30 protein-coding genes and 1 rRNA gene are annotated in these 25,570 nt (G+C 55.3%); 13 read left to right on the forward strand and 18 right to left on the reverse strand.

Translation table 11 applies throughout. From position 1 onward, the window contains the following. The first annotated feature begins 17 nt into the window (after positions 1 to 17). Positions 18 to 1,043, forward strand: a complete 1,026-nt coding sequence (locus CS910_RS11140) for a CheF family chemotaxis protein (RefSeq protein ID WP_099212089.1) — start codon at positions 18 to 20, stop codon at positions 1,041 to 1,043. Here CS910_RS11140 and CS910_RS11145 read toward each other — a convergent pair. Next, complete coding sequence (locus CS910_RS11145; protein ID WP_099212091.1) at positions 1,036 to 2,307, reverse strand: outer membrane protein assembly factor BamB family protein; 1,272 nt, start codon at positions 2,305 to 2,307, stop codon at positions 1,036 to 1,038. The two genes, CS910_RS11140 and CS910_RS11145, sit on opposite strands and share 8 nt — an antisense overlap. Before the next feature lie 69 nt (positions 2,308 to 2,376). Here CS910_RS11145 and CS910_RS11150 point away from each other — a divergent pair, with 69 nt between their 5' ends. Further along, the gene (locus CS910_RS11150; protein WP_099212094.1) at positions 2,377 to 3,120 is read left to right on the forward strand and encodes a PH0542 domain-containing protein; all 744 of its coding nucleotides are present in this window, start codon (positions 2,377 to 2,379) and stop codon (positions 3,118 to 3,120) included. On the opposite strand, the gene CS910_RS11155 is transcribed toward CS910_RS11150, so the two are convergent. Further along, positions 3,100 to 4,134, reverse strand: coding sequence for a coiled-coil domain-containing protein (locus tag CS910_RS11155; RefSeq protein ID WP_099212096.1), 1,035 nt, complete (start codon positions 4,132 to 4,134; stop codon positions 3,100 to 3,102). The two genes, CS910_RS11150 and CS910_RS11155, sit on opposite strands and share 21 nt — an antisense overlap. A gap of 73 nt (positions 4,135 to 4,207) precedes the next feature. Further along, positions 4,208 to 4,329, reverse strand: a 5S ribosomal RNA gene (gene rrf, locus CS910_RS11160). A gap of 53 nt (positions 4,330 to 4,382) precedes the next feature. On the opposite strand from rrf, the gene CS910_RS11165 reads away from it, so the two are divergent. Together CS910_RS11165 and CS910_RS11170 are read left to right on the forward strand one after the other, a co-directional pair. Beyond that, complete coding sequence (locus CS910_RS11165) at positions 4,383 to 5,870, forward strand: hypothetical protein (protein ID WP_099212098.1); 1,488 nt, start codon at positions 4,383 to 4,385, stop codon at positions 5,868 to 5,870. Position 5,871: 1 nt separating this feature from the next. Beyond that, a complete protein-coding gene (locus tag CS910_RS11170; RefSeq protein WP_099212100.1) occupies positions 5,872 to 6,234 on the forward strand; it encodes a ribonuclease P protein component 4 in 363 nt (120 codons plus the stop codon). Here the strand turns inward: CS910_RS11170 and CS910_RS11175 are convergent, their stop codons facing one another. Both CS910_RS11175 and CS910_RS11180 read right to left on the reverse strand, forming a co-directional pair. Beyond that, complete coding sequence (locus tag CS910_RS11175) at positions 6,235 to 7,395, reverse strand: cell wall-binding repeat-containing protein (protein WP_099212102.1); 1,161 nt, start codon at positions 7,393 to 7,395, stop codon at positions 6,235 to 6,237. 223 nt (positions 7,396 to 7,618) lie between these two features. Further along, positions 7,619 to 8,191, reverse strand: a complete 573-nt coding sequence (locus tag CS910_RS11180; protein ID WP_099212104.1) for a cyclase family protein — start codon at positions 8,189 to 8,191, stop codon at positions 7,619 to 7,621. Between the two features lie 53 nt (positions 8,192 to 8,244). Between CS910_RS11180 and CS910_RS11185 the strand changes: the two genes are divergently transcribed. Next, a complete protein-coding gene (locus CS910_RS11185) occupies positions 8,245 to 9,510 on the forward strand; it encodes an adenosylhomocysteinase (RefSeq protein ID WP_099212106.1) in 1,266 nt (421 codons plus the stop codon). Between the two features lie 33 nt (positions 9,511 to 9,543). Continuing rightward, positions 9,544 to 10,200, forward strand: coding sequence for a tRNA (N6-threonylcarbamoyladenosine(37)-N6)-methyltransferase TrmO (gene tsaA / locus CS910_RS11190; RefSeq protein ID WP_099212108.1), 657 nt, complete (start codon positions 9,544 to 9,546; stop codon positions 10,198 to 10,200). On the opposite strand, the gene wtpC is transcribed toward tsaA, so the two are convergent. From wtpC to wtpA, 3 genes are read right to left on the reverse strand one after another with little or no spacing between them, the layout of a single operon-like run. Then, entirely contained in the window at positions 10,172 to 11,206 is a 1,035-nt protein-coding gene (gene wtpC, locus CS910_RS11195) for a tungstate ABC transporter ATP-binding protein WtpC (protein ID WP_099212110.1), read from the reverse strand. The two genes, tsaA and wtpC, sit on opposite strands and share 29 nt — an antisense overlap. Beyond that, positions 11,193 to 11,945 carry a tungstate ABC transporter permease WtpB gene (gene wtpB, locus CS910_RS11200; RefSeq protein ID WP_099212112.1) on the reverse strand — a complete coding sequence of 251 codons (753 nt, stop codon included), beginning with the start codon at positions 11,943 to 11,945 and terminating at the stop codon, positions 11,193 to 11,195. The genes wtpC and wtpB overlap by 14 nt, the downstream gene beginning before the upstream one ends. 37 nt (positions 11,946 to 11,982) lie before the next feature. Beyond that, entirely contained in the window at positions 11,983 to 13,041 is a 1,059-nt protein-coding gene (gene wtpA / locus CS910_RS11205) for a tungstate ABC transporter substrate-binding protein WtpA (RefSeq protein WP_099212114.1), read from the reverse strand. 150 nt (positions 13,042 to 13,191) lie between these two features. On the opposite strand from wtpA, the gene CS910_RS11210 reads away from it, so the two are divergent. After that, positions 13,192 to 14,508: an ATP-binding protein gene (locus tag CS910_RS11210; protein ID WP_099212116.1), complete on the forward strand. Its 1,317-nt coding sequence runs from the start codon at positions 13,192 to 13,194 to the stop codon at positions 14,506 to 14,508. A 32-nt stretch (positions 14,509 to 14,540) separates the two neighbouring features. Here CS910_RS11210 and CS910_RS11215 read toward each other — a convergent pair whose 3' ends face one another. Both CS910_RS11215 and CS910_RS11220 read right to left on the reverse strand, forming a co-directional pair. After that, positions 14,541 to 15,098 (reverse strand): HD domain-containing protein, encoded by a 558-nt coding sequence (locus CS910_RS11215; protein WP_099212118.1) that lies wholly within the window; start codon positions 15,096 to 15,098, stop codon positions 14,541 to 14,543. Between the two features lie 2 nt (positions 15,099 to 15,100). Next, positions 15,101 to 15,409, reverse strand: a complete 309-nt coding sequence (locus CS910_RS11220; RefSeq protein WP_099212120.1) for a GTP-binding protein — start codon at positions 15,407 to 15,409, stop codon at positions 15,101 to 15,103. Positions 15,410 to 15,458: 49 nt separating this feature from the next. Here CS910_RS11220 and CS910_RS11225 point away from each other — a divergent pair, with 49 nt between their 5' ends. Further along, complete coding sequence (locus CS910_RS11225) at positions 15,459 to 16,016, forward strand: Era-like GTP-binding protein (RefSeq protein ID WP_099212122.1); 558 nt, start codon at positions 15,459 to 15,461, stop codon at positions 16,014 to 16,016. Here CS910_RS11225 and CS910_RS11230 read toward each other — a convergent pair whose 3' ends face one another. Genes CS910_RS11230 through CS910_RS11240 form a run of 3 tightly spaced genes read right to left on the reverse strand, consistent with a single transcriptional unit; the run spans position 16,017 to position 17,978 of the window. Beyond that, positions 16,017 to 16,439, reverse strand: a complete 423-nt coding sequence (locus CS910_RS11230; protein ID WP_099212124.1) for a secondary thiamine-phosphate synthase enzyme YjbQ — start codon at positions 16,437 to 16,439, stop codon at positions 16,017 to 16,019. Positions 16,440 to 16,444: 5 nt separating this feature from the next. Beyond that, positions 16,445 to 16,726: a hypothetical protein gene (locus CS910_RS11235; RefSeq protein WP_099212126.1), complete on the reverse strand. Its 282-nt coding sequence runs from the start codon at positions 16,724 to 16,726 to the stop codon at positions 16,445 to 16,447. Beyond that, positions 16,680 to 17,978: a prenyltransferase gene (locus CS910_RS11240; RefSeq protein ID WP_099212128.1), complete on the reverse strand. Its 1,299-nt coding sequence runs from the start codon at positions 17,976 to 17,978 to the stop codon at positions 16,680 to 16,682. Before CS910_RS11240 ends, CS910_RS11235 begins: the two co-directional genes overlap by 47 nt. Positions 17,979 to 18,047: 69 nt before the next feature. Between CS910_RS11240 and CS910_RS11245 the strand changes: the two genes are divergently transcribed. Then, on the forward strand, positions 18,048 to 19,148 hold the full coding sequence (locus tag CS910_RS11245) for a TRM11 family SAM-dependent methyltransferase (protein ID WP_099212130.1): 1,101 nt from the start codon (positions 18,048 to 18,050) through the stop codon (positions 19,146 to 19,148). Here the strand turns inward: CS910_RS11245 and CS910_RS11250 are convergent. The 4 genes from CS910_RS11250 to cgi121 form a co-directional block, all read right to left on the reverse strand. Beyond that, the gene (locus CS910_RS11250; protein ID WP_099212132.1) at positions 19,145 to 20,338 is read right to left on the reverse strand and encodes an MFS transporter; all 1,194 of its coding nucleotides are present in this window, start codon (positions 20,336 to 20,338) and stop codon (positions 19,145 to 19,147) included. The genes CS910_RS11245 and CS910_RS11250 overlap by 4 nt on opposite strands. Positions 20,339 to 20,349: 11 nt before the next feature. Beyond that, the gene (locus tag CS910_RS11255; protein WP_099212134.1) at positions 20,350 to 20,616 is read right to left on the reverse strand and encodes a TMEM165/GDT1 family protein; all 267 of its coding nucleotides are present in this window, start codon (positions 20,614 to 20,616) and stop codon (positions 20,350 to 20,352) included. A 9-nt stretch (positions 20,617 to 20,625) separates the two neighbouring features. Beyond that, positions 20,626 to 21,804 carry a pyridoxal phosphate-dependent aminotransferase gene (locus CS910_RS11260; RefSeq protein WP_099212136.1) on the reverse strand — a complete coding sequence of 393 codons (1,179 nt, stop codon included), beginning with the start codon at positions 21,802 to 21,804 and terminating at the stop codon, positions 20,626 to 20,628. Positions 21,805 to 21,892: 88 nt separating this feature from the next. After that, positions 21,893 to 22,300 carry a KEOPS complex subunit Cgi121 gene (gene cgi121, locus CS910_RS11265; RefSeq protein WP_099212138.1) on the reverse strand — a complete coding sequence of 136 codons (408 nt, stop codon included), beginning with the start codon at positions 22,298 to 22,300 and terminating at the stop codon, positions 21,893 to 21,895. Positions 22,301 to 22,459: 159 nt separating this feature from the next. On the opposite strand from cgi121, the gene CS910_RS11270 reads away from it, so the two are divergent. The 4 genes from CS910_RS11270 (at position 22,460) to CS910_RS11285 (ending at position 25,060) form a co-directional block, all read left to right on the forward strand. After that, positions 22,460 to 22,651, forward strand: coding sequence for a ribbon-helix-helix domain-containing protein (locus CS910_RS11270; protein WP_099212140.1), 192 nt, complete (start codon positions 22,460 to 22,462; stop codon positions 22,649 to 22,651). Positions 22,652 to 22,719: 68 nt separating this feature from the next. After that, a complete protein-coding gene (gene ftsZ / locus CS910_RS11275; RefSeq protein WP_099212142.1) occupies positions 22,720 to 23,955 on the forward strand; it encodes a cell division protein FtsZ in 1,236 nt (411 codons plus the stop codon). 27 nt (positions 23,956 to 23,982) lie between these two features. Beyond that, complete coding sequence (locus CS910_RS11280; RefSeq protein WP_099212144.1) at positions 23,983 to 24,753, forward strand: ParA family protein; 771 nt, start codon at positions 23,983 to 23,985, stop codon at positions 24,751 to 24,753. Further along, positions 24,740 to 25,060 (forward strand): CopG family transcriptional regulator, encoded by a 321-nt coding sequence (locus CS910_RS11285; RefSeq protein WP_099212146.1) that lies wholly within the window; start codon positions 24,740 to 24,742, stop codon positions 25,058 to 25,060. The genes CS910_RS11280 and CS910_RS11285 overlap by 14 nt, the downstream gene beginning before the upstream one ends. A 57-nt stretch (positions 25,061 to 25,117) precedes the next feature. Here CS910_RS11285 and CS910_RS11290 read toward each other — a convergent pair whose 3' ends face one another. Further along, on the reverse strand, positions 25,118 to 25,570 hold the full coding sequence (locus CS910_RS11290) for an adenylyltransferase/cytidyltransferase family protein (RefSeq protein ID WP_099212148.1): 453 nt from the start codon (positions 25,568 to 25,570) through the stop codon (positions 25,118 to 25,120).

Consider the following 25,570-nt stretch of genomic DNA (forward strand, 5'->3'; position numbering starts at 1 on the left):
GGCGGAAGGGATGAGCCATGGCCGTCACAGAAACCCGGGTCAAGGTAGCCATAATCTCGTCATGGAAGGGCTCTGGTAGGGTAAACTGGCGCGATGCCCTCGGGGTTATTCAGCACGATAGGCTTATTCTGAAGTATCTTCACATGGGGGAGGTCGTTGGCGAGGACAACTTCCCGTTCTCGTCCCTGACGGACCTGGCCGTGAACGTTCCCGACAACTATAAGCTCAACCCGGAGAAGGAGCACTTCGGGATGAAGTTCTACGTCCCCGGAAGGGGCGACCTCACGCTCATCCTGACGATAGGCGACAACCTGCTCATATACGACGAGAAGAAGTTTCAGGAGTTCGTCCACACGATTTTCGAGACGCTTATAAACGGAAAGGCCGTGAGACTACAGCTCGCGAGGATTAAGGGCGGAGCGATAAACATGGACTCCAAGTGGCAGGACGGTTCGCTGAGGATAGTCTCCGTCAAGTCCGCCAAGAAGGGAAAAACCGAGAGGAACATCGTGGTTCTCGACCCCGACATGAGGCCCATCCCGATATTCTCGGACGTTGAGGACATGGACGTCGAGGAAGTTGACATGGACGGTAAGAAGGTTCAGGCGTGGAAGATAAAGCACTTCTACGTGAGCGAGACCGTAACGTCCTACCTCTACATCCCCGAGAAGAAGACGAGGCTCTTCATCCTGCGCTACCTGCTCAAGTACATACCAGGCTACTTTGAGTTCATCATGAAGGTCTCGAAGGAGTTCCCAACGCTCCAGGCGGAGTTCAAGGAGGTAATGGAGAAAGAACTTAAAGAACTTGAAAGCCTCGACGAGACGGAGAAGCAAATACTCATGGCGCTCTACTCCGGTCTAAACCCGCTCGAGATACACCAGTTCCTCGGCCTCAGCGAGAGGGAAATCGAAGAAATCTACGACAGGATGATAGACAAGGGGCTCCTCAAGATAGTCATGATAAGGAAGGTCGTAGACCTCACGAGGGAAGGAAGAAAAATAGTGAACAAGCTAATCGAATACGGCCTCGTCTCTATGTGAACCTCCTCAGGAGTAGCACCGCAACGGCGAGGAGAACTATGAACCCAGGCCCGCATATCGAACTCTTCTGGCTTCCTTTCATTGCATCGACGTTGACCACGTAGAACGTTGAACTCGCGGTTCCAATTACCGCCTCGTTGCCCCTCACCGCTATGCTCCTAACGTAGCCCGTGTTCGGGAGCTCGCCGAGGGTCTTTCCGTCCTTCGGGTTGATGGCGTAGAGGTTTCCGACGCTGTAAACGTAGGTCGTTCCGTTCTCGGCCTTGCTCACGAACCTACCGGTTCCAGCCAAGAGAACGCCGTCGGTGTAGGCAAGGACCTTAACGCGGTAGGGGAACTTCCGCTCCCAAAGGGTTTTTCCGGAGGGCAGTTCAACGGCGACGAGCGTTCCGTTTTTGCCGTCGTAACCACTGACGTAAGCCGTATCGTTGAGAATCAGAATGTCTTCGGTGTAGAAGAGGCTCTCGTTGAGGAGCACCTTTCCACTCGGGGAGACCACGTAGAGACGGCCCTTGGAGTTGTCCCAGCCGGTTCCAAGGACCGCGTTGCCCTTCCAAACCTCCAAATCCCTGACCCAGTGACCGAAGCTCACGTTCCAGAGAAGCTTTCCTTGGCGGGAAATTCCGTAGAGCGAGCCGAACTGCCACTTTCCAACGTAGCCCGAGGGAAAGCCTGAGCTCGCGTAGATTACCCCCCCAACACGAATCCGGGTGAGCATGTCGTTGAAGGTGATGTTCCAGAGGGGGGTGAAGTTCCCGTTGAGCTTTACGGCGTAAACGTGACCCCTGTACGAGGTCCGGTTACCTGAGACGTAGAAGTCGCCGTCCACGAGGTAAGCGGTTTCCCCTGAGATTGCGAAGTCGTAGAGCTTGTTAAGGACGTCGTATGTGGCCACGACACGACCCAGGTTGTTGAACTTCAGGAGACCACCGAAGCTCCCCACGAGAAGACCTCCCCGAACGGGTACAAGCTTAACTGTGTAGCCGGAGGAGTTCTGCCACAGTTTGGTTCCGTTGAGCGAAAAAGCCGCGAGGTTACCCAGGTAGTAGATTTCAACGAGGCCCTTTGAACCCACCACCTGTCTGTAGGAGCAGGCGGCGTAAACTGTCCCATTCGTGAGGGCAACTGCCTCTATGCTCTTCTGGTACTTCACGTTCTCGCAGAGGGTTCCCTTCCACAGCACTGGATTCTGAGACGCTGAAACGCTTCCGAGCAGAAGAAACGCCAGTAAAGCCACTAAAATCACTGGAACGCTTCTCTTCATGGCCAATCCCCCAAAAGGAGTGGTGAAAAGCTTATATAAACCTTTGCCGTACTCCACTTGGTGGAAGAGATGGAGGAGGAGTTCGACCTAAGGGAGGCACTGGCGACGGGAGAGAGGCTCCAGGAAATCGTGGCAAGGGCTTCCATAGACAAGGAATTCCTCAAGGAAGTTCTTGAGCTTCTCGACGATGACCTCTGGACGGTTCAGAAGAACGCCCTCCGAGTCGTCGTCGAGGTCCTGAGGGACATGCCGGAGCTCCATGAGTCACTCCTGACGAAGCTGATGGTTATGCTCAGGAAAAGTGAGGCTGTGCCTTTAACCCAGGAGATAGCCAGGGCCTTCGGCGTTCTGGCCGAGATTGCACCGGAGAAGGTGAGCAAGGTCGTTCCGGTAATCTTTGCGAACTACCGCATAGGCGACCCCAAGATTAAGGTGAACTCAACGTACGTCCTCGAGGAGATTATGAAGGCCAGACCAAGCCTGCTCGGCAACGTTTTCAGGGACATAGGATTCATGCTGATTTCAAAGGACACATCCGACAAGCTCGCCGCTTTGAACTTCATAGCGGCGCTGAGTGAGAACGGTCTGCGCTACGTAACGCCGTTCTTGCCGAAGCTCTTCGCACTCCTCCAGGATGAGGACGACCTCGTGCGCGCTAGTGCCGTTGAAACCCTGGTCGCCCTCGGGGAGAAGAACGACAAGCTGAGAAAGGTCGTGATATCGAAGCTCCAGTCGATAGAGAAAGACAAAAGCGACCTCGTCCAGAAGAGGCTGAAGGAGGGCATGAAACGGCTACTCCTCCTGGAGAGGTGATTCCCCGCCTTCCAACCGCTCTTGGAGGATTGTCTTGAGGGCCTCTTTGAGCTTCTCGTTCTCCCGCCTGAGGCGCTCGTTCTCCTCCTTCAGGGACTCAACCTCGGCCAGCGCGGACTTTATCTCCCGAACGGTTTGCTCGAACCGGGATTTGGGAACGAAGTCCTTCTTCAAAACCTCAACAGCCGACCGGGCGTCCTTCGCCCCAGTTAGTGAGACGAGCTCCCGCTCAATCGTCTTTATTTCCTTGAGCCTCTCCTCGTACTTCCCAATCTTCTCGCTCAGGGCATCAACGCGCTTTGCCATCTCCTGGAACAGTGCAAGCCTTTTCTTGAGCTCCTCCAGCTCACGCTCGCGCTCAACGAGTCTCTTTCTTAGCCTCTCGTTCTCCTTCGCCAGACCCCTGAGCCGGACGTTTTCCTCGACGAGCTTCTCGTAGTGCTCCTGAAGGTCCCTAAGGGCACGGGAAAGGTCAACGCTTATGCCAAAGACCTCCCGCTTCAGCTCCTCTCTCAGGGACTCGAGGCGCTCCTCAAGTATGCGGTGAAGGTGCTCGTCGACCTTTTTACCGTAGGCATCCTCAACGCGCTTGAAGAGTTCAGCCGGAAGCCGGTCAAGTCTTTCCTCCAGCTCGTTTATCCTCGGCACTATGGCCTCAACGCCCTCCAGAAAGAGCGTCCTCTGCTCCAGCTCTGAGATTCTGCTCTCAAGTTCCTTGAACTGCTTCTCCACGGAGTAGCTGAGCTCCCGGTGTGAGGTCCCGAGCTCCTCGAGCTTCCGGTTTATGGTCTCAATCTTCTCGCTGAGGAAAGAGCGCTCAATCCTGAGCTCTCGGATTACCGCAGCAATCGCCTCGAGTGCCAGAAGGGAGTAGTCACCGAGCGTCTCTGACTCTGGAATCGCGGACTTAACCTCGTCCCAGTTGCGAAGGGTTTTAAGCTCACCGATAACTTCGGAGTGTCTGTCCTTTATGTAGTCCCAGCTCAACCTGCCCCTCGCTGACTTCTTGAGCATGACTACCGACCGTAAAAAATAGCTACAAACCGCTTAAATAGCTTTTGTGTAGGTGGTTACGAGAGAATTTAGTGGCCGGCGGCGTTCCCGGTTTCCCGCCCCCTCTCGGAGGGCAGTACACCCGGGAACGCAGGCGGGCTTAACTTCCGGGGTCGAAACGAGACCGGGTGTAACCCCGCCGCTATGGCCGCCGTGCCGATAACACCTTCAGAGATGACTTTATAAACTTTGCGGTCCTTCAGGCTTCGATGGAGGAGTTACTCGCACTAATCAGGGAGGAGCGCAGGGAACCCTTAACACCGGAAGTCAGGGTTAGGGATTTCCTTCGCGAAATCCAGGGGAGGAACGGGGAGGAGGTCGAAGTCGAAGGCTTCCTTCTACTCAGACAACCACCGAACGCGCCGAGGGACGCGGTTTACTACCTGCTCTCTCCCCTCTCACCGGAAGAACTGAAGAAGAGCAGGCTCAGGGCGTACCTCGTTCTGAGGATAGATGAAGCGAGCGCGATTGAGGATAGCGTTTATTCCGGCGCCTACGTGAGGGTCAGGGGAATACTTGACGCCTACCCCTACGGAAACCTTAGGCTTCTCCGCGTCATCGAGCTGAAGGAAACCCCTTACGAGAACCGCTGGCTCCGCTACGAGGGCTATACGCTGAGCCGGGGCGAGCTTGAGAGCCTCATTTCGAGCACGGTCTACGCGAACTACGAGACGGAGAGGGCGATAATATACTCCCTCCTGAGCGCCCCGACCGTCATAGGGGCGGGGAACTGGGGGGAGGGGGTGACGTTCTCGGCCTTTAAAGGAGAGCGCGAGCGCTCGGTTCTCTCACTCTGGGAGGCGTTAAAATACCTCCACTCACTCCTCCCGGAGGAGTTGAAGCTCAGGAGGGACAGGTGGGCGGAGTTCGACGACGATTTCTTGGGCCTTGACTTCAGATTCGCGAGGCCAAGGGCGAAGTTGGCCTACTACGTCCCCCACACGAGGACCATGCTGAAGAGGCCCAGGCCGGTGCCCAAGTGGGTGGAGGAGCACTTCAGGGAAAAGAGCGCAGGCTTTCTCAGCCCGAGGCTCGTTATGAAGCCCGAGGACGAAACCGCAACTCTCGGAGAGGCCCCGCTCGTAATAACCGAGGACGTTGCCTACGAGCGAAACCAAGAACTTGAGGAGCTGATGCCCAACGTCGTCGCCACCGTCATGGTCGCCAGAAGGCGCGTTGGAGTTTTAAACCTCGGCGAGATGGAGGACTACCGCTACCGCTTCGAGGCATTCCTGATGAGAAACCGGAACGAATACGGGGAGCTCTTCGATGCCTTAACTCTCTCGGGCAAGGTCTTCAACGTCGGGCTTAGGTACAGGCTTGGGGCGAGGCTTCTCGGCGCGATGGGGCGCTTCGAGGGAAAACTCGGAAGGGGCCTCATAAGCGACCTGCTCGGGCTGTACCAGGAGATAACCGACACGTGGATAAACGAACTTCCCGACAGGGAAAAGCTGAGGCTCCTGAGGGAGTACGAGCGCTACATAGGAAACTCCAGGGTGGCGGAGATTGGCGTCAGAATCTTTGAAGACCTCGAGGCGACATCCATTGACGGCACGGTCAGGAGGGAGGAGTTCTTAAAGGCCCTCATCGAGGCCGGTTTCAGGAGGGAGCACGCGGGGGAGACCCTTGAGAAGCTGCTCCGCGAGGGCTACCTCTACGAACCGTTTCCCGGAAAGCTGAAGCTGGTGAGGTGGTAACGTGGGGAAGAAGTTCCTGAGGAAGAAGGAGCAGAGGGAGAAAAAACGGATAGCGAGGGAGCGCGTTGAGACGCTCTTCACCCTCGCGGAGAGGGTTTTTCCGTACAGCCCGGAGCTGGCGGACAGATACGTTGAGATAGCCCTTGCCGTCCAGCAGAAGGCCAAGATAAGACTCCCGAGGAAGTGGAAGCGTCGCTACTGCAAGCGCTGTCACTCATTCCTCGTCCCGGGAAAGAACGCGCGCGTGAGGCTGAGGAGCAAACCCTACCCCCACGTCGTCATAAAGTGTCTCAACTGCGGGCACATAATGCGCTACCCGTACCTGCGGGAGAAAAAAGCGAGGAGAAAAGGGGAGGAACCCTAATCAGTGCCTTCCGCTCTTCTCGGGCTTTGAACCCATTCCCGGGTTCATCTTAACGGTTTCCCTGTTCGTCATGTAAAGCTCGTGGAGGGCCTTCTTGGCATCCTTGAGGAGCACCCTGGCAACGCTGTAGTTCCCCGCATCAATTGCCTCCTTGACCTTGTCAAGGATTGTCTGAACGGAGCTAACGTTAACTCCTGCCTTCTCAAGGACCTCAAGCTGGGCCTCAATTTTCTCGAGCTCCATCTCAAGGGCGAGCTTTCCGTTCTTTTCCATGGCCCTGTGGAGCTCCTTGTTGGCCTCCTTGAGGGCGAACTCGGTCTTCACCTGAAGCTTAAGGGCCAAAGCGTAGGCTCCGGTGACGTTTCCTGCCTGAAGGCTTGCGTTAGCCTGCTCCATGAGCTGGAGCATCTCCCTAACCTGCTCCATAAGCTGAGTGGAGTTCGTGGTGTTCGCTATCCCCTCGATGGCCATGAGCCTCTCGCGGACCTGCTCCATAATCATCCTAACCTGCTCGGCCGTAACGTTGGCCTGAACCTGCTTGGTGGTGCAGTTGCAGGCCTTGAGCTCCCTGGAGACCTTTTCCATGACCTTCTCAGAGGCCTTGCTCTTGACCATTACCATCTCCCTGACCTGGAACCTCTCCATGAGCCTGGTGACGTTGGTCGACTGGTTGACGTATACTATCATCGCACGGTTCTGGACGGCGAGCCTAAGAGCGGTCTGGACTGCAAGGCTGTCGTTGCCGGCAACGACGACGCTGGCGTTGAACTTGATTCCAAAGAGCTTGCTGGCGTTGCCCATAACCGCGAGGTCAGTCTCGTACCTGTTGGCTCCCCACCAGCGGTAAACAGTTATGTTGTACTCTTCAAGGTCGGTAACGTACTCGCTCACAACCGCGTCGGGACCGCCTATTATTATAACCTGGTCCGGGGCGTAGCTCAGTATCTCCGCTGTAACGTTCGGGTCGTAGGTGCCCCAGGTGGTCGTCACGACGACCGCACCGGTCAGGTTGGCGAGGTACTGAGCTATCGCGTTGTCTGCGGCATTGTCGCTGACGAGGATTACTGTGACGGTCTCTTCCGCCGAGGCACCGCCAACACTGAATGCCATTCCAATCATAAGCAGTCCGAACAGGACTGCCACCAACTTCTTACCCATCATGGCTCATCACCATTACCAACTACGAAAAAGCCCTATTTAAGCTTTTTTCACGAAATTAAGGGCAGATAGACGGTTTCTTAAAAATTCGGGGGATTTCGTTTGTTCTTTTGCTTCCCACACCGAACCACAGAGGTTTTCATCGTTCCAAATCGTTCCAAACGCCAAGTTAGCACCCACTAATCCAAAAGGGGGCATGACAATTCTCCAGAAACCAAAAGGAACGTTAATCTCCGATTATTGCTACCGCCCTAACAGGGCTTCCAGAGCCACCCTCGATTCTCAAGGGGAGGCCTATGAACGTGAAGGTTCTCCCAACCAGGGCCTCAAGGTTGACGAGGTTCTCGAATATCGGAACTTCTTCGCTGAGGAGAATGGTGTGAACGGTCTCGTCGCCGATGCTCATCGCGTCGGTGCCGACGGCTTTAACTCCCTCGGCCACGAGGAAGAGCGCGACCTCCGGCGAGAGCTCCCTCCCGCCCGTAAGGAAGAGGACAATCCTACCGCGATAACCGGAGTCGGGAATCTCATCGAGCTTAACGGTTCCCTCGCCATTGCGAACGTCCACCACGAAGGCCTCACCGATGAACTTCTCAAGGGGCATCTCGTCTATCGTCTTTCCGCCGGGAATGAAGTGAGCCGGAGCGTCAACGTGCGTCCCCGAGTGCTCGCCGAGCTTGAGGGCGTTCATGTAGTAGCCGTCGCGCTCGATGAAGGCCCAGGGCTTGACCTTTACCTCCGGGTCGCCGGGGTAAACCGGCGTGTCCTCTCCCAGGGGGAGCGAGAGGTCGACTATCATAACAACACCAACCCTTTTTAACTCCAGAAATTAAAAACCCACCGGTGGTTGGTATGGACTGCACGAAGGATTACTGCGTCAAGGACATCTCCCTTGCCCCGAGCGGGGAGAAGAAGATTGACTGGGTCTCGCGCTTCATGCCCGTTCTCCAGACGATAAGGCGGGAGTTCGAGAGGGAGAAGCCCTTCAAGGGCGTCAGAATCGCCACGACGCTCCACCTTGAGATGAAGACGGCCTTCCTGCTCCTGACCCTTAAGGCCGGGGGAGCGGAGGTTTCTGCCGCCGCCAGCAACCCGCTGAGCACTCAAGATGATGTCGTCGCGGCCTTGGCGAAGGCCGGCGTCAAGGTCTATGCCATCAGGGGGGAGAGCAGGGAGGAGTACTACGAGAACATGCACAAGGCTCTGGATATAAGGCCCAACATCATCATAGACGACGGCGCGGATATGATAAGCACCGTTCACCGCGAAAGGCAGGAGTTAATAGACGAAATCTGGGGCGCGAGCGAGGAAACAACGACAGGGGTAATAAGGCTCCGCGCGATGGAGAAGGACGGGGTTCTTAGGTTCCCAATCATAGCGGTCAACGACAGCTATACCAAATACCTCTTTGACAACCGCTACGGAACCGGCCAGTCCACGTGGGACGGCATAATAAGGACGACCAACCTGCTCGTCGCCGGAAAGAACGTCGTCGTCGTTGGCTACGGCTGGTGCGGAAGGGGAATAGCGATGAGGGCAAGGGGCCTCGGCGCCACTGTTATAGTCGTCGAGGTTGACCCGATTAGGGCACTGGAGGCAAGGATGGACGGCTTCCTCGTCATGGACATGAAGGAGGCGGCAAAGGTAGGCGACATCTTCGTGACATCGACCGGCAACATCAAGTGCATTCGCAGAGAGCACTTCGAGCTGATGAAGGACGGCGTCATAATGGCCAACGCCGGCCACTTCGACGTTGAGATATGGAAGCCCGACCTGGAGGAGCTCGCCGTTGAGATAAGCGAGCCGAGGCCCAACATCAGGGAGTACAAGCTTAAGGACGGAAGGAGGCTCTACCTCCTGGCCGATGGAAGGCTAGTCAATTTAGCGGCGGCAGACGGCCACCCGGCGGAGATTATGGACATGAGCTTTGCCCTTCAGGCGAAGGCGGCGCAGTACATCAAGGAGAACCATGAGAGGCTTGAGCCCAAAGTTTACGTCCTGCCGAGGGAGATTGACGAGATGGTAGCGAGGATTAAACTTTCAGCCATGGGAATAAAGATTGAGGAGCTCACCGAGGAGCAGAAGGAATACCTTGAGAGCTGGGAGCACGGGACCTGATTCCCTTTTTCGCTTTCATTCTTGGTGATGCCTATGAACTTCGAACCCTTCAAAATAACCCCCGTCGGCTTCGTAAGGAAGGAGCCGGAAACGCACATCGAAATCCTGCCCGAGTTCTGGGAGGCAACGGAGGGCCTCAGGGAGGGCGACTGGGTCAAGCTCGTCCTCTGGTTCCACGGGAGCGACACGCCGGCAAGGAGAAGAATCCTCAAGGTGCACCCCTACGGGAACCCGAAGAACCCGCTCACCGGCGTCTTCGCGACGCGCTCGCCCTACAGGCCGAATCCAATAGCTCTTTACACCGTCAGAATTCACCGCATCGAGGAGGGCAGGCTCTACATAGACGAGATTGACGCCCTCGACGGAACGCCGGTGGTGGACATCAAGATTTTCGTCGAGCGCTACGACTGCCCCAAGGAAGTGCCGATAGAGGAGCGGGAAGCCGAGATACCCAAGGGCAGAATGATTGGCGAGGTGAACCTAATCCCGAGGAAAGCGGAGCACCTGGACGAGCTTGAGGAGGTCTCGCCGGAGGAATACGACGCGCTGATACTCGAAATCGGCCCGAAGACAACGACGTTGACGGCTAAAGAACTCGTCGAGCTCATCGATGCCCTCAATGAGGTCTACGAGAGCCTGCCGGTGGAGATAAGGGACAAGCTCAGAACACGTGAAGCGCGCTCGCCTTGAAGCTGACGTAGACCTCTTTTCCCTTCTCTATCCCGAGTTCGAGCATCGATGAGCGGGTTATGAAAGCAGTAAGGGTTATATCGCCGAGGGAAAGGTGAACCCTCACGAGCGGACCGAGCTCCTCGATTGACTCAACGACCGCTTTAAACTCGTTTCTGGCGGAGCTCTTTATCGGCTCGGTCGAGATTATTATGTCCTCCGGTCTTAAGCCGACCCTGACCCGTCCTTTGGCTTCGACCGGAAGCTCAATTTCAACACCGTTGACCCCGAGCTTTCTACCTTCGGCGATTCCCTCTATTATGTTCTCGAAGCCGAGGAAGCGAGCAACTTCCTCACTCACCGGCCTTGAGAAGACGTCCCTGACCCTACCAACCTGAACGAGCCTGCCGTCGAGCATCACCCCAACGCGGTCGCCGAGGCTTATGGCCTCCTCAAAGGAGTGAGTCACGTGCAGGGCTGTGAAGCCCAGCTCTCGCTTCCAGCGCTTCATCTCGGTTAACAGCTTCGCCCTCGTCTGGACGTCGAGGTTCGCGAAGGGCTCGTCGAGGAGGATTAAAGATGGCTCGACGACGAGCGCCCTCGCTAAAGCTACCCTCTGTTGCTCCCCACCGCTCAGCGTCCTCGGCTTTCTGTGGAGGAGGTGTTCTATCCTAAGGACCTCGGAGATTTCTCGCACTTTGCGCTCTATTTCGGGCTTTGGCACCTTCCTGACCTTCAGGCCAAAGGCTATGTTGTCGTAGACGCTCATGTTCGGGAAGAGGGCGTAGTTCTGGGGGACGTAGGCTAAACCGCGCTTCTCGGGCGGAAGGTCAGTAACGTCCCTCCCGCCGAGGTAAACCCTCCCCGAGTCCGGCTCTATTATCCCCGCGATTATCTCAAGGAGAACCGTCTTTCCCGCACCGCTCGGCCCGAGGATTATGAAGTGCTCGCCCTCTTTAACCTCGAGGGTTATATCCCTGAGGTAGAACTCCTTCCAGTCCTTGGAGATTCCCTCAGCCCTGAGCATTGGCCCGCCTCCCTATCAGCCACCTGAGGACGACGAAGATGCCGAGGCTTATCGTGACCATGAGGACCGCTATCGGCCGGGAAGCCCTCAGGCCGTAGTTGTTGAAGTACTCAAGGATTAGAACCTGAGCCGTCATCGGGTAGTAGGCCACAATCAGGATTGAGCCGACCTCGCTTATTGCCCTTGCCCACGTCATTATGGCCCCGCTCGCTATGCTCGGGAAGGCCATCGGAAGGGAAATCGAGAAGAAGGCCCTCAGCCGTGAAGCTCCAAGGGTCCTCGCAACCGCCTCAAGCTTCTCGTCAACAGCCAAGAAGCCGTCCCTGGCGGAGTTTATCGTGAAGGACGCCGAGACGAAGAGCATGGCCCCTATTATGCCCTTGTAGTTGTCGAGAATGTAGGTGGAGTACGTAACGAGGAGCATTATGCCCACGACGGAGTGGGGAATCACTATCGGAACGTCAACGACCGCCTGAACGAGGCTCTTCCCAGGGAAGTCCTTCCTGGCCAGAACGTAGCCGAGGGGGACGCCGAAGAGGAGCGCTATCAAAGCGGTCGCCGTGGCCGTTAAAAGGGAGCGCTTGACTGCAGAAATCACAACCGGGTCGTGGAGGGTCCTGACGAAGGCATGAAAATCCTGGGCCTGCCTGAAGTAAATCATGGCGAGGGGCAGGAGTATGTAGACGATTAGAAAGCTCCCCAGTGCCGCGAAGAAGTAGAGGGTGTAGTCGCGCCTCATTGCACTCCCCCTAAATAGGGAGAGGGGAATAAAAAGCTCACCCCTCGACCTTCACCTCGTCCTTGATTCCCTCGGGAACGTTGCCAAACGCTATCGGCGGGTTGAGGAAGTCCTGGTAGTTCTTCTCAAATATCTCCCTGCCCTGCTGGCCGAGCCAGAACTTGAGGAACTCAAGGGCGAGCTCCCTGTGGGGGGCGTTCTTCAGCACGGTGACGCCGTAGACGATGGGCTTGGCCTTGATGGTCTTGCCGGTGGAGCCTAGGGTTATCTCGACCTGGCCGTAGTAGTCCGCGAGCTTGAAGTCCGCCAGGTTAATCTGGTCCGGCAGCGTTATGTAGCGGAGGTGGTGCTGCTCGGCGACGCTCTTGTATATGAAGAAGTAGTCAATCGCCCCGCTCTCGACGAGGCCTACCAGGTCGGTTTCCTTCGGCCTTATGACGACCTTGTCGGTCTTGAGCTGAATCTCCTTGGGCGCGTAGATGTGCGTTCCGTTGGCGTAGATGTTGGTGTTCTTCTCGACGAGGGTCTCGAAGATGGGCTTGCCGTAGTAGAGGTCGGCCAGCTTCATGACCATGACAGAGCGGTAGCCACAGGGGTCGTCGTTCGGATTGCTGAAGCCGAAGCGGACGCCGGGTTTCGCCAGAATCTCGTACCAGTTCGTCGAGTTAATCTCGTTCGCGTACTTGCTCTTGTTGGTGAAGGCTATGACTATCTGGTTGGTCGCGAAGAGGACGTAGAAGTCAGTGTAGTTGGGAACGAGCATCTGGGGGATAAGCGTGTAGTCGGCGGTCGCGACTATGTCGGCCTTTTTGTGGAGGTCAGTAACCTTCCGGCAGGCCATAACGCTACCGCTCGCCTCATCCTGGAACTTCACCTTAACCCCAAGGTTTTCCTCGGCGTACTTGGCGAACTCGGATTCCAGTTGCTGGAGCGGGACGCTCAGCGAACCGGCGTGGAAGATTATCAGGGTTTCCTCCGTGAGGGGCTTTGAAGTTCCCGTTGAGGCGGAGCCGGAGCTACTTGACGATGATATACACCCCGCCGCGAGAACCGAGAGTATGAGGAGCCCCATCAACGGGAAAACCGCCTTCCTCATAGAGACCACCGGTATAAGGGACGGAAACGGGTATTTAAACATTTTGAGCAAACAGATGCGTTAACGTAAATGAAAGTGTTTTCGTGAATTGGGGCGGAATAGTCGAAACGCATTTATATATAATCGTGTTTATACTATTTGGTGAAAGCCGTGGAGTTCATAGACCGCGAGAGGGAAATGGGAGTTCTCGAGCGGGAGTGGGAGAATCGGCCGTCATTCGTCGTCCTCTACGGCAGGAGAAGGGTTGGAAAGACGAGGCTGATGCGCGAGTTCTCCAAGGGCAGGAATACCTTCTTCTTCACGTTCCCCGAGGCGATAAGGAAAGTGCAGATGAAGGAATTCAAGCGCGCCCTTGCCTCGTTCTTCGGGGACGGACTGATACTGAAGGTTGAGACCGATAACTGGTTCGACCTCCTGAGCTATCTCGCCAAGAGGGCAGACGACTGTCTCATAGTCCTTGACGAGTTCACCTACGCCATAAAGTCCGACCGGAAGATTCTGAGCGACCTCCAGAGGGCCTGGGACGGAATTTTGAGCGAGAAAAACGTCATGCTCGTCATCTCCGGTTCATTACTCGGCATGATGTGGGACGACGTTCTGAGCCACGCTTCGCCCCTCTACGGCAGGAGGACGAGGAGCATTCACCTAAGGCCCTTAGATTACCCCAACGCCCTGAAGTTTTTCCAAGACAGGGAATATGGAATACGAGCTTACATGCTCGTTGGGGGGATTCCACCCTATCTGAGGCTCGCTTCCCGCTACTCCTCGATTGAGGAGTTCGTTAGAGAGGAGTTCTTGAGCGACTACGGCCTGTTCTACGACGAACCCTACATAATCCTCGGAGAGGAGCTGAGGGAGCTGAAAAGCTATTTCTCCATCCTCAGGGCGATTGCAGAGGGCAACAGGAGGCTTGAGAGGATTGCGAACTACCTCGGCCTTCCGGCGAGGAGCGTTTACCCCTACATCGAGACCCTCATGAGACTCGGCTTCGTCGAGAAGGAAACACCAATCCTCGGGAGCAGGAAGGTAAGCCTGTATCGGATAAGCGACCCGGTTCTGCTGAGCTGGTTCGTTCTGACTTACCCCCAGATGGCCGAGATAGCCTCTGGAACCGCCAAGCTCGATGGCCTCTACAAGGTTTTCTCGGTTCGCTTTGAGGACCTCGCGAGGGAGTTCCTTCTCCTCAAGAGGCCGGTCGAGTTCGAGGCCCTCGGCAGGTGGTGGTTCAGGGGCGAAGAAATCGACATCGTGGCGTTGGGCAAAGATGAGGTCAGCCTGATTGAGGTCAAGTGGAAGGACCTGGGCGAAAGGGACGCGAGGAGGGTTTTAGGAGAGCTGGAGGGCAAGGCAAAGCTCGTCCGCTTTGACGGTGCTTTCAGGTTTGGCCTCATCGCGAAGAGTGTCGGAGGAAAAGAGGAGCTGAGGAATGAAGGCTACCTCGTCTGGGACTTGGAGGACTTCCTCTGAAGGAAGTTTGAAATTGTTGCACCGCGGTTAGACTAACCACGATGCAAATTCTCTCTCATCTCAACGAGTCCCTCAACGAGCTCCCGGAAGTAGTTGTAGAACTCGCTCTCACGGAGCTTTTCGAGGGTTCCCCAGAACTCGTCGAGGTTCCTGAAGCCGGCCTTCTCGTACTCGTAGGCCTGAATCAGCATCTCCAGCCTATCGGCGAACTTCACGAGCTTTCCTTCTGTGCTCGTCTCCTCCTCGTACTCGCGCCACAGCTTGAAGTACTCCTTCGGTTTTGGCGATGAAAGCAGAAGCTCCATAACCGCTTTCTTCTCGGCCTTGCCCTTGTCAAGGTAGTACTGGGCAGTCTTCGGGATATCTGTTATCCTCGCCTCGCCGACGTCGTGGAGGAGGGCTATCTTCAAGGCTTTCTCGACGTCGATTTCGACCCCTTTCGCCTTCAGCTCGTCCGCGAGGAAGAGAGTTATTAAAGCGACGCGGTAGCTGTGCTCGGCCACGCTCTCCGGGTTTGGAACGCCCCTGAGGAGCCAGCCCGTCCTTGGGAGCCTCTTGAGGTTGCCGAGCTCGATTAGGAGGTCGAGCATGCTCACTCCTCCGTTGTGAAGAGGGCCCTCTCTGTCTCGATGGCGGTCGCTATTATCGCGTCCCCGAGGAAGCGACCGTAGACCTTAACGGTGTCGCCCTTGCCTATGCAGGGACTCCCCGCGAAGTCAACCCTTACCCCGTGGATTTTGAAGGTCGTCCTCCAGCTCGGCAGTTCCATCGGCAGGAACTCGATGACGGGCTTGTCCTCGATTTTGCCTTCGAGGACGACGTTTTTGCCCCTCAGCTTCCCGTTCAGGTCATCGGGAGTGACGACGTAGTAATAGTGATGACCGAGCTTGACGCGCCTCATGCCAATCACCTTTAAATTCAACCGCTGAGTTGAATTAGGGGGTGAAGAGATGATAAAGGTTGCGATAATCGGTGCCGAAAACGTCGGCAAATCAACCCTCATGAACGCACTCGTGGGCGGGAAGGTGAGCGAGGTGGAGGATTTACCCGGGACGACGAAGGGGCTCGTGAGGAGGCGCTTTGGAAAGCTGAAGATACCCAAGGGTATGAAGAACCCCTTTGGAGGGGCAGATGAGTTCGTGCTCATAGACACGGCCGGTCTCTTCGACCCGAGGCTCGAGCTCCGCGGGAAGGTCCTCAGCGAGGAGAAGTTCAAAGAGCTCATAGACGAGATAGTCTCGGCGGACATAATAATCCACATGGTCGACGCGACCGTCGGCCTTCACAGGGGCATGGAGAAGCTCCACCACATGCTCAAGATGCGCTACGACAAGCCGATAATCGTCGTCATCAACAAGATTGACCTCGTTCCAAGGGAGCGCGTGGAGGAGTTGAGAGAAATCATAAAGAAGAGGCTGGAGCAGGAGCCACTGGCGTTATCGCTGGTTACCTACGAGGGCTTCAACGAGCTCCTTGAAAGGATTGCCCACATGGCGATGTACGTCTAATCACTCCTCCGGCATCTCTGGACAGGGACATATCATGACGTAGACCTTCCTGTGCCTCGGGCCGTCGAGCTCGACGAAGAGAATCCTCTGCCAAGTGCCGAGGTTGAGCTCAGCCTGGTCTATGGGAACGACCACCTCGGGGTTGAGGAAGATGCTCGCCTTTATGTGCGCGTGCGCGTTCCTGTCAATCCTGTCGTGGGCGTAGGAACCTTCCCTCGGCACGAGCTCGGCCATCTTGCCCGTGATGTCCTCGATTAAGCCCGGCTCGTACTCGTTTATGAAGAGGCCCGTCGTCGTGTGGTGGGTGAAGACGACCGCTATCCCGTGCTTCACCTTGGAGCGGTAGACGAGCCTCTGGACCTCGTCAGTTATATCAACAACCTGACAGCGCTCCTTCGTCTCGATACTTATCTCGTACAGCATAACAATCACCCCAGCTCGGCGAGGAGCCTTCTGAGGAGGTGCTCCCTTTCGAGTTTCTCCTTAAAAACAACGGCCTTTAATACCACCGCGGTTTCGTATGCATCGAGGAGTTCAAATTTGCCGGAGCGAACTTCCTCCTTTAAAACCGAGTAAATCTCCTCGATGGCGTCCTTAAAGACGGGCTCATGAGAATAAACGTCGCTTCCCGCGAGGAGGAGCCCCACCAGGTCCTTAACGAAGTCAAGTCCTTCTCCGCGCCTCCCCATCAGAGCCTTCAACCTCTCCATGACCAGACCCCTCAACTTCTTTCTCAACGGCCTTTATGAGTATTTCCGACATCAGCAGAGAGGCAAACCGAGCGTCGCGGACTTCAAGGGCGGTGTCTATGGCTTCCTCAACCCGTCCGAGTTTGAGGTAGTGGTGGGCAACGTCGGCCATGACAATCGAACGAAGTTTGGGGTTCTGTAGAAACGCCCCTATTCCTCGAGCCGACTCAACGTCACCAATGAGAACGTAAAAGCGCGCGACTTTGGCTAGCATCTCCTCAGACCGGACGAACCTCGCTATGGTGTTCACGATTCTCTTCTTCTCTGGGGAGGGCTCCTCGAGAATCCTGTTCATTAAAACCCTGCCAACTTCGAGGGCCTCTTCGTGGGAGAGCGCCGAGAGCAACTCCTTAAGTGCGGAGGGGTTCTTATCGAGAACATCCAAGGCAACACGCTTAATGGACTCGAGTCCAAGCTTTCTCAAAAGCCCGACCGCAAGCTCCCCCCTCCCCGCGAGTGCGAGGGCAGTGGCCAGCTCGACCCAAAACTCCTCTCCAAATTTGCGGGATAACCCCTCTGCCAGGGACACGAACGATTCAACATAGCGTTCTATAACCCCCAGCTCGCTTAACCTGAACGCCAGCTCTTTGAAAGCCTGCTTTGCCCATTCACGTGACCCCATGGCCTCGACCGCAGAGAAGGCATCCCCGTAACTCCCCAAAGATATCAACCCCTTAGAGAGCTCTAAAAGGGCCTTGGAGCGGTATGGCTCATCCGTTATGTACTCCATGGCAAGCTTAATCTTTCTAATGCGGTAAGCGGTCTTCAGGGAGTTCCTCTCAAGGGAGCGGGACGCGGCCCTAACCACGGCCACGAGGGTAGACTGCCTCAAATCCCCGTTCGAGATTTCGAGGGCAAAGTTAATTGCCTCACCTACGTCCCCGAAGGAGACGAGGGCGAGGGAAGCCGTGCGGAGTATCTCATCCCTCTGGGGGTGGGTAAGGAACCTCGATTCGTTTAAAATCCTCGCAAAAACTCTCTTATACGCCTTGAGTCCAGAACGACCAAGGGAACTCCCTATTGAAATCAGCGCCTTCATCAGGGCATAGGGGTCATCGATGCCACCCAGGGATTCAAAGGCGCTGAGAAACGCTTCCCGATAAAGGGGATTTCGAGCGACGGCGAGCTTTTCACCCATCTTCGCGTAGGTAACGGCCCTGACGTAGGGGTCCGGGATGGCCGCAACTGATTTGAGGGCTTCCTCGATGAGCATGTTGACCACCGCTTTAAAGCTGACCTTATTACTCGGAAGCTTTTTAAAAACTTACCCAAAGCGCAATCCATGTATGGAGTGATATTAGGCAAGAATCCCGAGCTTGGAAGAGCGGAGTTCTTCTCATTCGCGAGACGCTTTGGCCTAAAGGTCAAACCTATTGAGGAAGGAAAAAACTGGATTGTTTTCGAGTCAAAGCCCTCGATAGAGAGACACTTCCGCTGGCTCGGCGGGTCGCTCAAGCTCGTGAGAATCGTTGGAGAAGGCGAGGAAGCGATAAAGGACCTCGAATACGCTAAGCTCTTTACGGTCAGCCTCTACGGAAAGGATGACTGGAGGCTCTGGCGGAAGCTGGGGAGCGCCGTAAAGAGGGAGTTCAAGAGGGAAGGCCCAGCAAAGTTCTTCAAGCCGGCAAAGGTCTACTCCATGCCTGCCGAGCTGATTCTGAAGGGTTTTCCAGAGGTCAAGGACATCGTCTTCCTGTTCAGGGACGACGGAAGCTTCCTCGTGGGCGAGACGGTCAAGGTTACCGACCCCTTCGAGCTGAAGAAGCTTGACGTGGAAAGGCCGGTTCAGAGGCCAATCCTCTCGATTCCGCCGAGGCTGGCGAGGATAATGGTGAACCTCACGGAGGTAAGGAAGGGCCTCTTCCTCGACCCCTTCTGCGGCATCGGAACGGTCCTTCAGGAGTTCGTCCTCCAGGGGTTGCCAGCTTACGGAAGCGACAGAGATACTGACAGGGTGAGGGAAGCGAGGCGAAACATCGAGTGGCTCAGAAAAGAGTTCAGGCCCAGGAACTCGGCGAGGATAGAGGTCTGCGACGCGAGAAAGCTGAAGCGCTGTTTCCGCGAGCGCTTTGATGCCATAGTCACCGAACCCTACCTCGGAAAGCCCCTGAAGAGGAACCCTGGCAGGGGCGAGGCGATAAAGCTCGCTAACGAACTGGACAGGCTGTACTTTTCGGTCTTCGAGAGCTTTAGCGATGTGCTCAAGAGAAACGGAAGGATAGTCTTCGTCTTCCCTGCCTACAGGCTGAGGGACGGGAGCATCTACCGGAAGGAGAGGAGATGGCTCGGAAAACTGGGCTTCGAGGTTATATCCAGGCACCTCGACTACGAAGAAAGGCACCGCTTAGTTAGGGATATCCATGTAATAAAGAAAAGGGGTTAGGAGAGCTCCTCGACGGGGAGCCTCATCCTGCTCGATGCCAGCAGGAGGAGTATTCCGAGCAGGGCCATCGCGAGGTAGATTATCATCCCCGTCGTGACGCCCTTCACGAGGACGAACATGACGTTCGGGGCTACCGCGTTGGCAGAGTTCGAGATTAGGCCCAGGGCGAAGCTGGCCTCTGGATAGATTTCCTTCGGGTAGGCCGCTGGGGCGGTGGTCCAGAAGGCCGGACCCGTTCCCTGGACGATTCCGGTTATCGCTATTCCGAGGAGTGCCAGCGTGTAGTCGTTGGCGAGTATCGCCTTCCAGACAATGAAGATTCCCGCGAAGGTTACCGCGTAGGAGAGAGTCATGACGCTGACGATGGCCTTGAAGAGACCGCGGTTGCTGGTGTTCTTAACCGAGAGGCGGTAGCCGAGGTAGCCCATGATTATCGACCACAGGCCCATTGAGACCTCAAGGGTCATGACGAGGTTGGCTACCTGGGAGCTGCTGAAGTGGACCCTGTTGAGGGTGAATGAACCGAGGGTGAAGATAATCCAGAGCGCCGGGAAGAAAGTGAAACCGAATACCCAAGTGAAGGGCATCTTCCAGACGTTGCCCTTGGAGGAGCGCTTCTCCTTTGGAATCTCGAAGTCCTCAATGAAGAGCCACCAGATTGCCAGCATGACGTACATGAGGACCGCAGAGATTAGGAAGGCTTCCCTGACTGAGGACCAGCTTGCTTTACTTCCACCGGCCCACTTGGCAAGGTTTATGCCGTAGATTCCACCCCAGAAGATTCCCGACAGTATTACACCTTTAGCGAAGGGCCTCTCGGCCACGAAGAGCCTTCCAATCTGGTTGCTGAAGACCGCTATTAGCGCGACGATGAAGCCCTGGAAGAAGCGGAGCGCAACCACACCCCACCAGCTGGGCATGAAGGGAATCAGGAACTGCGGAATCGCTGCGAAGCTAACTATTAGAGCCACGCTCCTCTTGAAGGAGCCCTTAAAAAGGCTCGTTCCACCGAGGAGGAAAGCGACGAAGAGACCGACGACGTACGCGGTCTGCTGGTAGCTCATCATTGCCTCGGTAATTCCGTAGTGAGTCAAAACCGCGTCCTTAAACTTCTCGAGCATGTGCATCGTTCCAAAGCCGGAAGCAAGGAGAACGGTGTTAAGCAATACCGTTGACCACCTCTTGTCCATGGCAACCACCTCTAAAGCTTTCCAAGTAACATGAGGACGCCGAAGACTATGAAGAGCATCCCGGCGCCCTTCCTAATCAGCGATGCGGGCAACATGTTACCAAGCTCTTGGCCAATGAGGGCACCTATCAGATTAACGGCCGCAAGGCCGAGGATTGCACCTAAGAAAGCAGTTTTCCATCCGTACTTCGAGGCGAAGGCTATGGTAGTCAGCTGGGTCTTATCCCCAAACTCGGCCAAAAAAGTTGTAATAAAAATCATGAGGAGGACGTTTTCCATCGAACCACCTCACAGCTTGGAGAGCGCTGACTTCATCCTCTCCATTGCCTCGATGAGCTTCTCCTTCTCGGTCGCGTAGCTTATCCTGACCCAGCCCTCACCCTGTTTTCCAAAGGCGGTTCCGGGGATTACCACGACCCCAGCGTTTTCAAGGAGCCAGTCCGCGAAATCCTCGCTCGTCATGTCGAGCTCCGGGTCAATCTTGACCCAGACGTAGAAGGCACCCTTTGGTTTGAAGGCCTCGAGGTGCGGCACTTCACTGAGATGCTTCAGAACGAGCTTCCTTCTCTCGTCGTAGACCTGCCTCATCCTCTCAACGGCTTCCCAGCTCCTCTTGTCGCGGAGTGCCGTTATGCCCGCAATCTGGACGAAGGACGTAACGTTACCGACGACGTAGGCGTGGAGCTTAATCATATCCCTGATGACCTGCTTAGGAGCGATGGCGAAGCCGAGGCGCCAGCCGGTCATGGCAAAGGTCTTCGAGAAGGAGTTCGCGAGAATTGTGTTGTCCGGAGCGTACTTAATCATCGGGTAGTGCTTCGCCCCCTCGTAGAGGAAGTGCTCGTAGGGCTCGTCGCTGAGGATGTAAATGTTGTAGTCCTGAGCTATGTCGGCTATGGCCTTGACGACAGACTTCTTCATAACGGCCCCGGTCGGGTTGTTGGGGTAGTTGATTACGATCATCCTCGTCCTCTTCGTTATAGCCTCGACGAGCTCGTCCGGGTTGAGGCGGAACTTGTACTCCTCGCGGAGGGGGATCCTGATGATGCCCGCCTCGGCTATCTTCGCGTCCTCCACGTAGCAGACGAAGGCCGGGTCCGGGATGATAACGTCATCGCCCTGTTCGAGGATGCTTTGGAAGGCCAAATAAGTTGCCTCGTAAGCGCCAGCGGTAACGATAATGTTCTCAGTCTCAACATCAACGTTGTAGAATTCCTTGTAGTACTCCGCTATGGCCTCCCTAAACTCGGGAATGCCCGCGTTGGGTGTGTAATGCGTGTAGCCCTCGTCGAGGGCTCTCTTAGCGGCCTCCTTAATAACTTCCGGCGTGTCGAAGTCCGGTTCGCCTATTCCGAGGGAGATAACGTTTTCCATCTTCCGGGCCTTCTCGAAGAGCTCCCTAATCTTCGAGCGCTGGATTATGTTTATCCTTCCGGCGAGGAAGTATTTTCTCTTCTTGTAGCGCATTCATCATCCCCCCGGGCACTGCGGGGGTGTAAAAGGGGCGGTATATAAACCTATCCTTAACCAAACGTTGGAACAAGGGAAATTTCACCTACAAAACTTCGACGAGGGCTGATTTTTCAAAAAAAGTTTTCGTGATTTCGTCGGGGCACTCATCGATGGGAAGCTCTTCCAATCCAAGGTCCTCAAGGACACGCTTCGTGTCAGCCTCGTCCCCAAAGACGACGAGGTAATTCTCACCAGGTTTCACACCCACTTCCATTATCGCGTCCTTAATCTGGAGTGTTCCAGCCAAGCGAAGGAGCAGTTCTCCTCCTAGGGTCTTTGCGTGGTTGGTTTTTCGCTCAAAAGCCCTCAAAGCCAGTATCGAGGCGAACGCAACGGCTCTCCAACAGTTGGTATTGACCAGCTGAACGTCACTTCCAAGGTAAGGAAGGACTGCCTCAACGTTTCGAACCAAAACCCTCGTAATGAACACTCCATCCGTTACGCGAATCACTCTCGAACCACCATCTTTTCGTTTAGATTCGAACCTTAAAAGAGTTTTTCAAAAAATTTTTGAAATTAATATTATCATAATATTAAAACCAAAGCACAAAGTATTTAACTAATTAATCACTATCTACTCCAGCGGCTTAATGAACGTGGTGGTGCAGGAATGAGCAGGATGAGAATCATAAGTGTTCAGCTCCCGCAGGGGCTCATAAACGCGATGGACCAGCTCGTTAAGAAGGGTGTTTACCCCAACAGAAGTGAAATCATTCGCGAGGCTATACGCGAGCTTCTGAAAAAGGAACTGTACCGCCTTGAGGCTGAAAACCGCTCAACGCCTGACTACATCATAAAATAAGCCGCTTTAAATCAGGTTTTAAATCAGGGCATTAAACCCACGCCATACTTAACATGGGGGTTGGGGCGATGGTGTTTAAACTGCTTGAGCAGGCGGGAATAAAGATAGACCTCGACGACGAGCCAAAGAGGCCAAAGATGGAAGAGAGTCTCATGGAGGATGACGACGACTTGATAAAGATTGTAATCGTTGGTGTTGGTGGCTCCGGTAACAACACCATAACGCGCCTGTACGAGCTCGGCGTCCAGGGGGCAGAGCTCATAGCGATGAACACCGACGCGCAGGCGCTGAAGCACGCAAAAGCCCATAAAAAACTCCTCCTCGGTAAGGAGATAACGCAGGGTAAAGGCTCGGGTGGAGACCCGGAGATAGGCTACCGCGCGGCTGAGGCGAGCGCCCACGAGATTGCCGAGACCATCGGTGACGCCGACCTCGTCTTCATAACCGCCGGAATGGGCAACGGAACCGGAACCGGGGCGGCACCTGTTGTGGCGAGGGTCATCAAGGAGCGCGCCAGGCACAACGGTAGGTTTAGGGAGCCCCTCGTCGTGAGCGTTGTAACGTTCCCCTTCAAGAACGAGGGCAAGTTGAGAATTGAGAAAGCGAGGGCAGGAATAAAGGCACTCCTCTACTACTCGGACACCGTTGTGATAATCGAGAACGACAAGCTCCTCCAGCTCGTTCCCAAATTGCCGATAAACGCGGCCTTCCGCTTCGCCGATGAGATAATAGCCAGGATGGTCAAGGGCATAACCGAGACGATTAAGCTCCCGTCGATGGTGAACATCGACTTCGCGGATGTTTACAGCGTTATGAAGAACGGTGGAGCGGCTTTGATTGGAATCGGCGAGAGCGATTCAAGCAACAGGGCCGTCGATGCAGTCAAGAACGCCCTCCAGAACAAGCTCCTCGACGTCGAGTACGGGAGCGGTGAGAAGGCACTCGTTCACTTCACCGTTGGTCCGGATGTCAGCCTTGGAGAAATCAACGAGGCCATGAACATCGTCTATGAGAAACTCGGTGAGAAGAGCGAAATCAAGTGGGGTGCAAGGATTGACGAGGACATGGGCAAGATGGTCAGGGCCATGGTGATAATGACCGGCGTCAAGAGCCCACACATTCTTGGAGGCGAAACGGCACTCCAGCTCGCACCAAAGGAGTCCCTCCTGCCCGCAAAGCCCAAGAAGACCTTTGAGTCCTTCGAGGACAAGCTCTACAAGACCATAGCCAGGAGGGAAGAGTCAAAGGGTGGGCTTCCAACCTACGTGAGCAGGGTCCTTGACGACTTCGAGGACCTTTCCTGACTCTTTTTAACTCATCGGGTGAAAACCATGGCAGTGGTAATCAGCGTTGCCAATCAGAAGGGGGGAGTCGGGAAGACAACCCTGACGATGAACCTCGGCTACGCCCTAGCCGATATGGGCAAGAGAGTCCTACTCGTTGATGTTGACCCGCAGTTCAACCTGACCTTTGGTTTAATCGGAATGAGGGTTCTCGACTACGCCGAAAGGCACGTCGGAACGCTCATGACAAGGGAGAGCGAAATAGACGAGAGCCTGATAAACGTCCGGGAGAACCTTGACCTTATTCCGAGCCACCTGAACCTCTCGGCCAAGGAAATCGAGATAATCAACGCCTACAACCGCGAGAGGAGGCTTGAGAAGGCCCTACTGCCGGTTCTGCCGGACTACGACTACGTCCTCATAGACAACCCACCGAGCATGGGAATCTTCCTCGTCAACTCGCTCACCGCTTCCGACTACGTGCTCATCCCGCTCGAGCTCAGCTACTTCGGTGTCATAGGGATGCAGCTCATGTTCAACCTCATGAGGATGATTCGCGAGGAGACCAACGAGAACCTGAAACTGCTTGGCCTCGTTCCCAACAAGTTCACCAAGCAGACCAAGGTTCCGAAGCTCCGCCTCAAGGAGCTCAAGGAGACCTACCCGGACGCGCCGATACTGACGACGATTCCAAAGGCAATAGCCCTTGAGAAGGCCCAGAGTGAGGGTAAGAGCATATTCGAGTTCGACGGCAAGAGTCGCGCCGCGAAGGCCTTCCTAAAGCTCGCGAAAGAGGTGGTTGAGATTGCCGAGGGATAAAATTCCAAAGCTCTTTGACGGCTCGATAGACGAGCTCACGAAACCGAGTAAGCCCAAGAAGGAGCGCAACCTGAAGAAGGAGAAGATGCAGAAAACGCTCTACGTCAGCAGGGACATGAACATGAAACTAATTCAGCTCTACGCCGAGGAAGGGAGGAGGCAGAGCGCCATCGTTGAAGACGCCGTCAACCTCTACTACTACCTCCGCCTCGCCCTCGGGGAGAAGAAGTTCGAGGAGCTTTTAAGCGCGGTAAAGCGGGAGGACCCCGAGTTCCTTCGCGATTACATCTCAAAACTGAGACCCTGAACTCAGGGCCCCACCCCGGGTGAGGTCAAATCAGGGCGAATAAAATAAGCCCTCAAATCATTCGCAGAACTCCTCGACTATTCTCCTTATTATCTTGCTCGTCTTCGCCCGGTCGCTCTTGTAGAGGTAGGGAACTCGTATTACCTCAGCGTTTATGCCGTGCTTCCTCAGCTCCTCCTTGAGCTTCTCGCAGTTGAAGTTCTGGTCCGGGCCGATGGCTATAACGTCCGGGTTTATGCGCTTCACGAGCTCGAAGTCTATCCCGCCGGGCGAGCCGATGTAAACCTCGTCCACGTATTTTATCGCCCTCAGCAGTTCAGCCCTGTCCTCGGCCGGGTTTATCGGGTTCCTCCGCTTGTTCCTCCTAACGGTCTCATCGTGGGCTACTATGACTATAAGCTCATCGCCCAGCTCTTTCGCCTGCTTTAAAAAGTGTATATGCCCGACGTGGAGGATGTCAAAGACTCCACCGGCTAAAACGCGGATTCTCCGGCCTTTAGATTCCCCCAT

Source organism: Thermococcus henrietii (assembly GCF_900198835.1).
GTDB classification, from domain to species: domain Archaea; phylum Methanobacteriota_B; class Thermococci; order Thermococcales; family Thermococcaceae; genus Thermococcus; species Thermococcus henrietii.

What these genes read in the sequence shown, in the direction of transcription:
- CS910_RS11290 (WP_099212148.1), bottom strand. Translation starts at nt 25,570, where the DNA reads ATGGGGGAATCTAAAGGCCGGAGAATCCGCGTTTTAGCCGGTGGAGTC.
- CS910_RS11220 (WP_099212120.1), bottom strand. Translation starts at nt 15,409, where the DNA reads ATGAGGCGCGTCAAGCTCGGTCATCACTATTACTACGTCGTCACTCCC.
- wtpC (WP_099212110.1), bottom strand. Translation starts at nt 11,206, where the DNA reads ATGCTCAGGGCTGAGGGAATCTCCAAGGACTGGAAGGAGTTCTACCTC.
- CS910_RS11255 (WP_099212134.1), bottom strand. Translation starts at nt 20,616, where the DNA reads ATGGAAAACGTCCTCCTCATGATTTTTATTACAACTTTTTTGGCCGAG.
- ftsZ (WP_099212142.1), top strand. Translation starts at nt 22,720, where the DNA reads ATGGTGTTTAAACTGCTTGAGCAGGCGGGAATAAAGATAGACCTCGAC.
- CS910_RS11155 (WP_099212096.1), bottom strand. Translation starts at nt 4,134, where the DNA reads ATGCTCAAGAAGTCAGCGAGGGGCAGGTTGAGCTGGGACTACATAAAG.
- CS910_RS11270 (WP_099212140.1), top strand. Translation starts at nt 22,460, where the DNA reads ATGAGCAGGATGAGAATCATAAGTGTTCAGCTCCCGCAGGGGCTCATA.
- wtpA (WP_099212114.1), bottom strand. Translation starts at nt 13,041, where the DNA reads ATGAGGAAGGCGGTTTTCCCGTTGATGGGGCTCCTCATACTCTCGGTT.
- tsaA (WP_099212108.1), top strand. Translation starts at nt 9,544, where the DNA reads ATGAACTTCGAACCCTTCAAAATAACCCCCGTCGGCTTCGTAAGGAAG.
- CS910_RS11230 (WP_099212124.1), bottom strand. Translation starts at nt 16,439, where the DNA reads ATGCTGTACGAGATAAGTATCGAGACGAAGGAGCGCTGTCAGGTTGTT.
- CS910_RS11180 (WP_099212104.1), bottom strand. Translation starts at nt 8,191, where the DNA reads ATGATAGTCGACCTCTCGCTCCCCCTGGGAGAGGACACGCCGGTTTAC.
- CS910_RS11145 (WP_099212091.1), bottom strand. Translation starts at nt 2,307, where the DNA reads ATGAAGAGAAGCGTTCCAGTGATTTTAGTGGCTTTACTGGCGTTTCTT.
- CS910_RS11165 (WP_099212098.1), top strand. Translation starts at nt 4,383, where the DNA reads ATGGAGGAGTTACTCGCACTAATCAGGGAGGAGCGCAGGGAACCCTTA.
- CS910_RS11235 (WP_099212126.1), bottom strand. Translation starts at nt 16,726, where the DNA reads ATGGAGAGGTTGAAGGCTCTGATGGGGAGGCGCGGAGAAGGACTTGAC.
- CS910_RS11240 (WP_099212128.1), bottom strand. Translation starts at nt 17,978, where the DNA reads ATGCTCATCGAGGAAGCCCTCAAATCAGTTGCGGCCATCCCGGACCCC.
- CS910_RS11215 (WP_099212118.1), bottom strand. Translation starts at nt 15,098, where the DNA reads ATGCTCGACCTCCTAATCGAGCTCGGCAACCTCAAGAGGCTCCCAAGG.
- CS910_RS11250 (WP_099212132.1), bottom strand. Translation starts at nt 20,338, where the DNA reads ATGGACAAGAGGTGGTCAACGGTATTGCTTAACACCGTTCTCCTTGCT.
- CS910_RS11185 (WP_099212106.1), top strand. Translation starts at nt 8,245, where the DNA reads ATGGACTGCACGAAGGATTACTGCGTCAAGGACATCTCCCTTGCCCCG.
- CS910_RS11175 (WP_099212102.1), bottom strand. Translation starts at nt 7,395, where the DNA reads ATGATGGGTAAGAAGTTGGTGGCAGTCCTGTTCGGACTGCTTATGATT.
- CS910_RS11245 (WP_099212130.1), top strand. Translation starts at nt 18,048, where the DNA reads ATGTATGGAGTGATATTAGGCAAGAATCCCGAGCTTGGAAGAGCGGAG.
- CS910_RS11225 (WP_099212122.1), top strand. Translation starts at nt 15,459, where the DNA reads ATGATAAAGGTTGCGATAATCGGTGCCGAAAACGTCGGCAAATCAACC.
- CS910_RS11280 (WP_099212144.1), top strand. Translation starts at nt 23,983, where the DNA reads ATGGCAGTGGTAATCAGCGTTGCCAATCAGAAGGGGGGAGTCGGGAAG.
- wtpB (WP_099212112.1), bottom strand. Translation starts at nt 11,945, where the DNA reads ATGAGGCGCGACTACACCCTCTACTTCTTCGCGGCACTGGGGAGCTTT.
- CS910_RS11150 (WP_099212094.1), top strand. Translation starts at nt 2,377, where the DNA reads ATGGAGGAGGAGTTCGACCTAAGGGAGGCACTGGCGACGGGAGAGAGG.
- CS910_RS11140 (WP_099212089.1), top strand. Translation starts at nt 18, where the DNA reads ATGGCCGTCACAGAAACCCGGGTCAAGGTAGCCATAATCTCGTCATGG.
- CS910_RS11260 (WP_099212136.1), bottom strand. Translation starts at nt 21,804, where the DNA reads ATGCGCTACAAGAAGAGAAAATACTTCCTCGCCGGAAGGATAAACATA.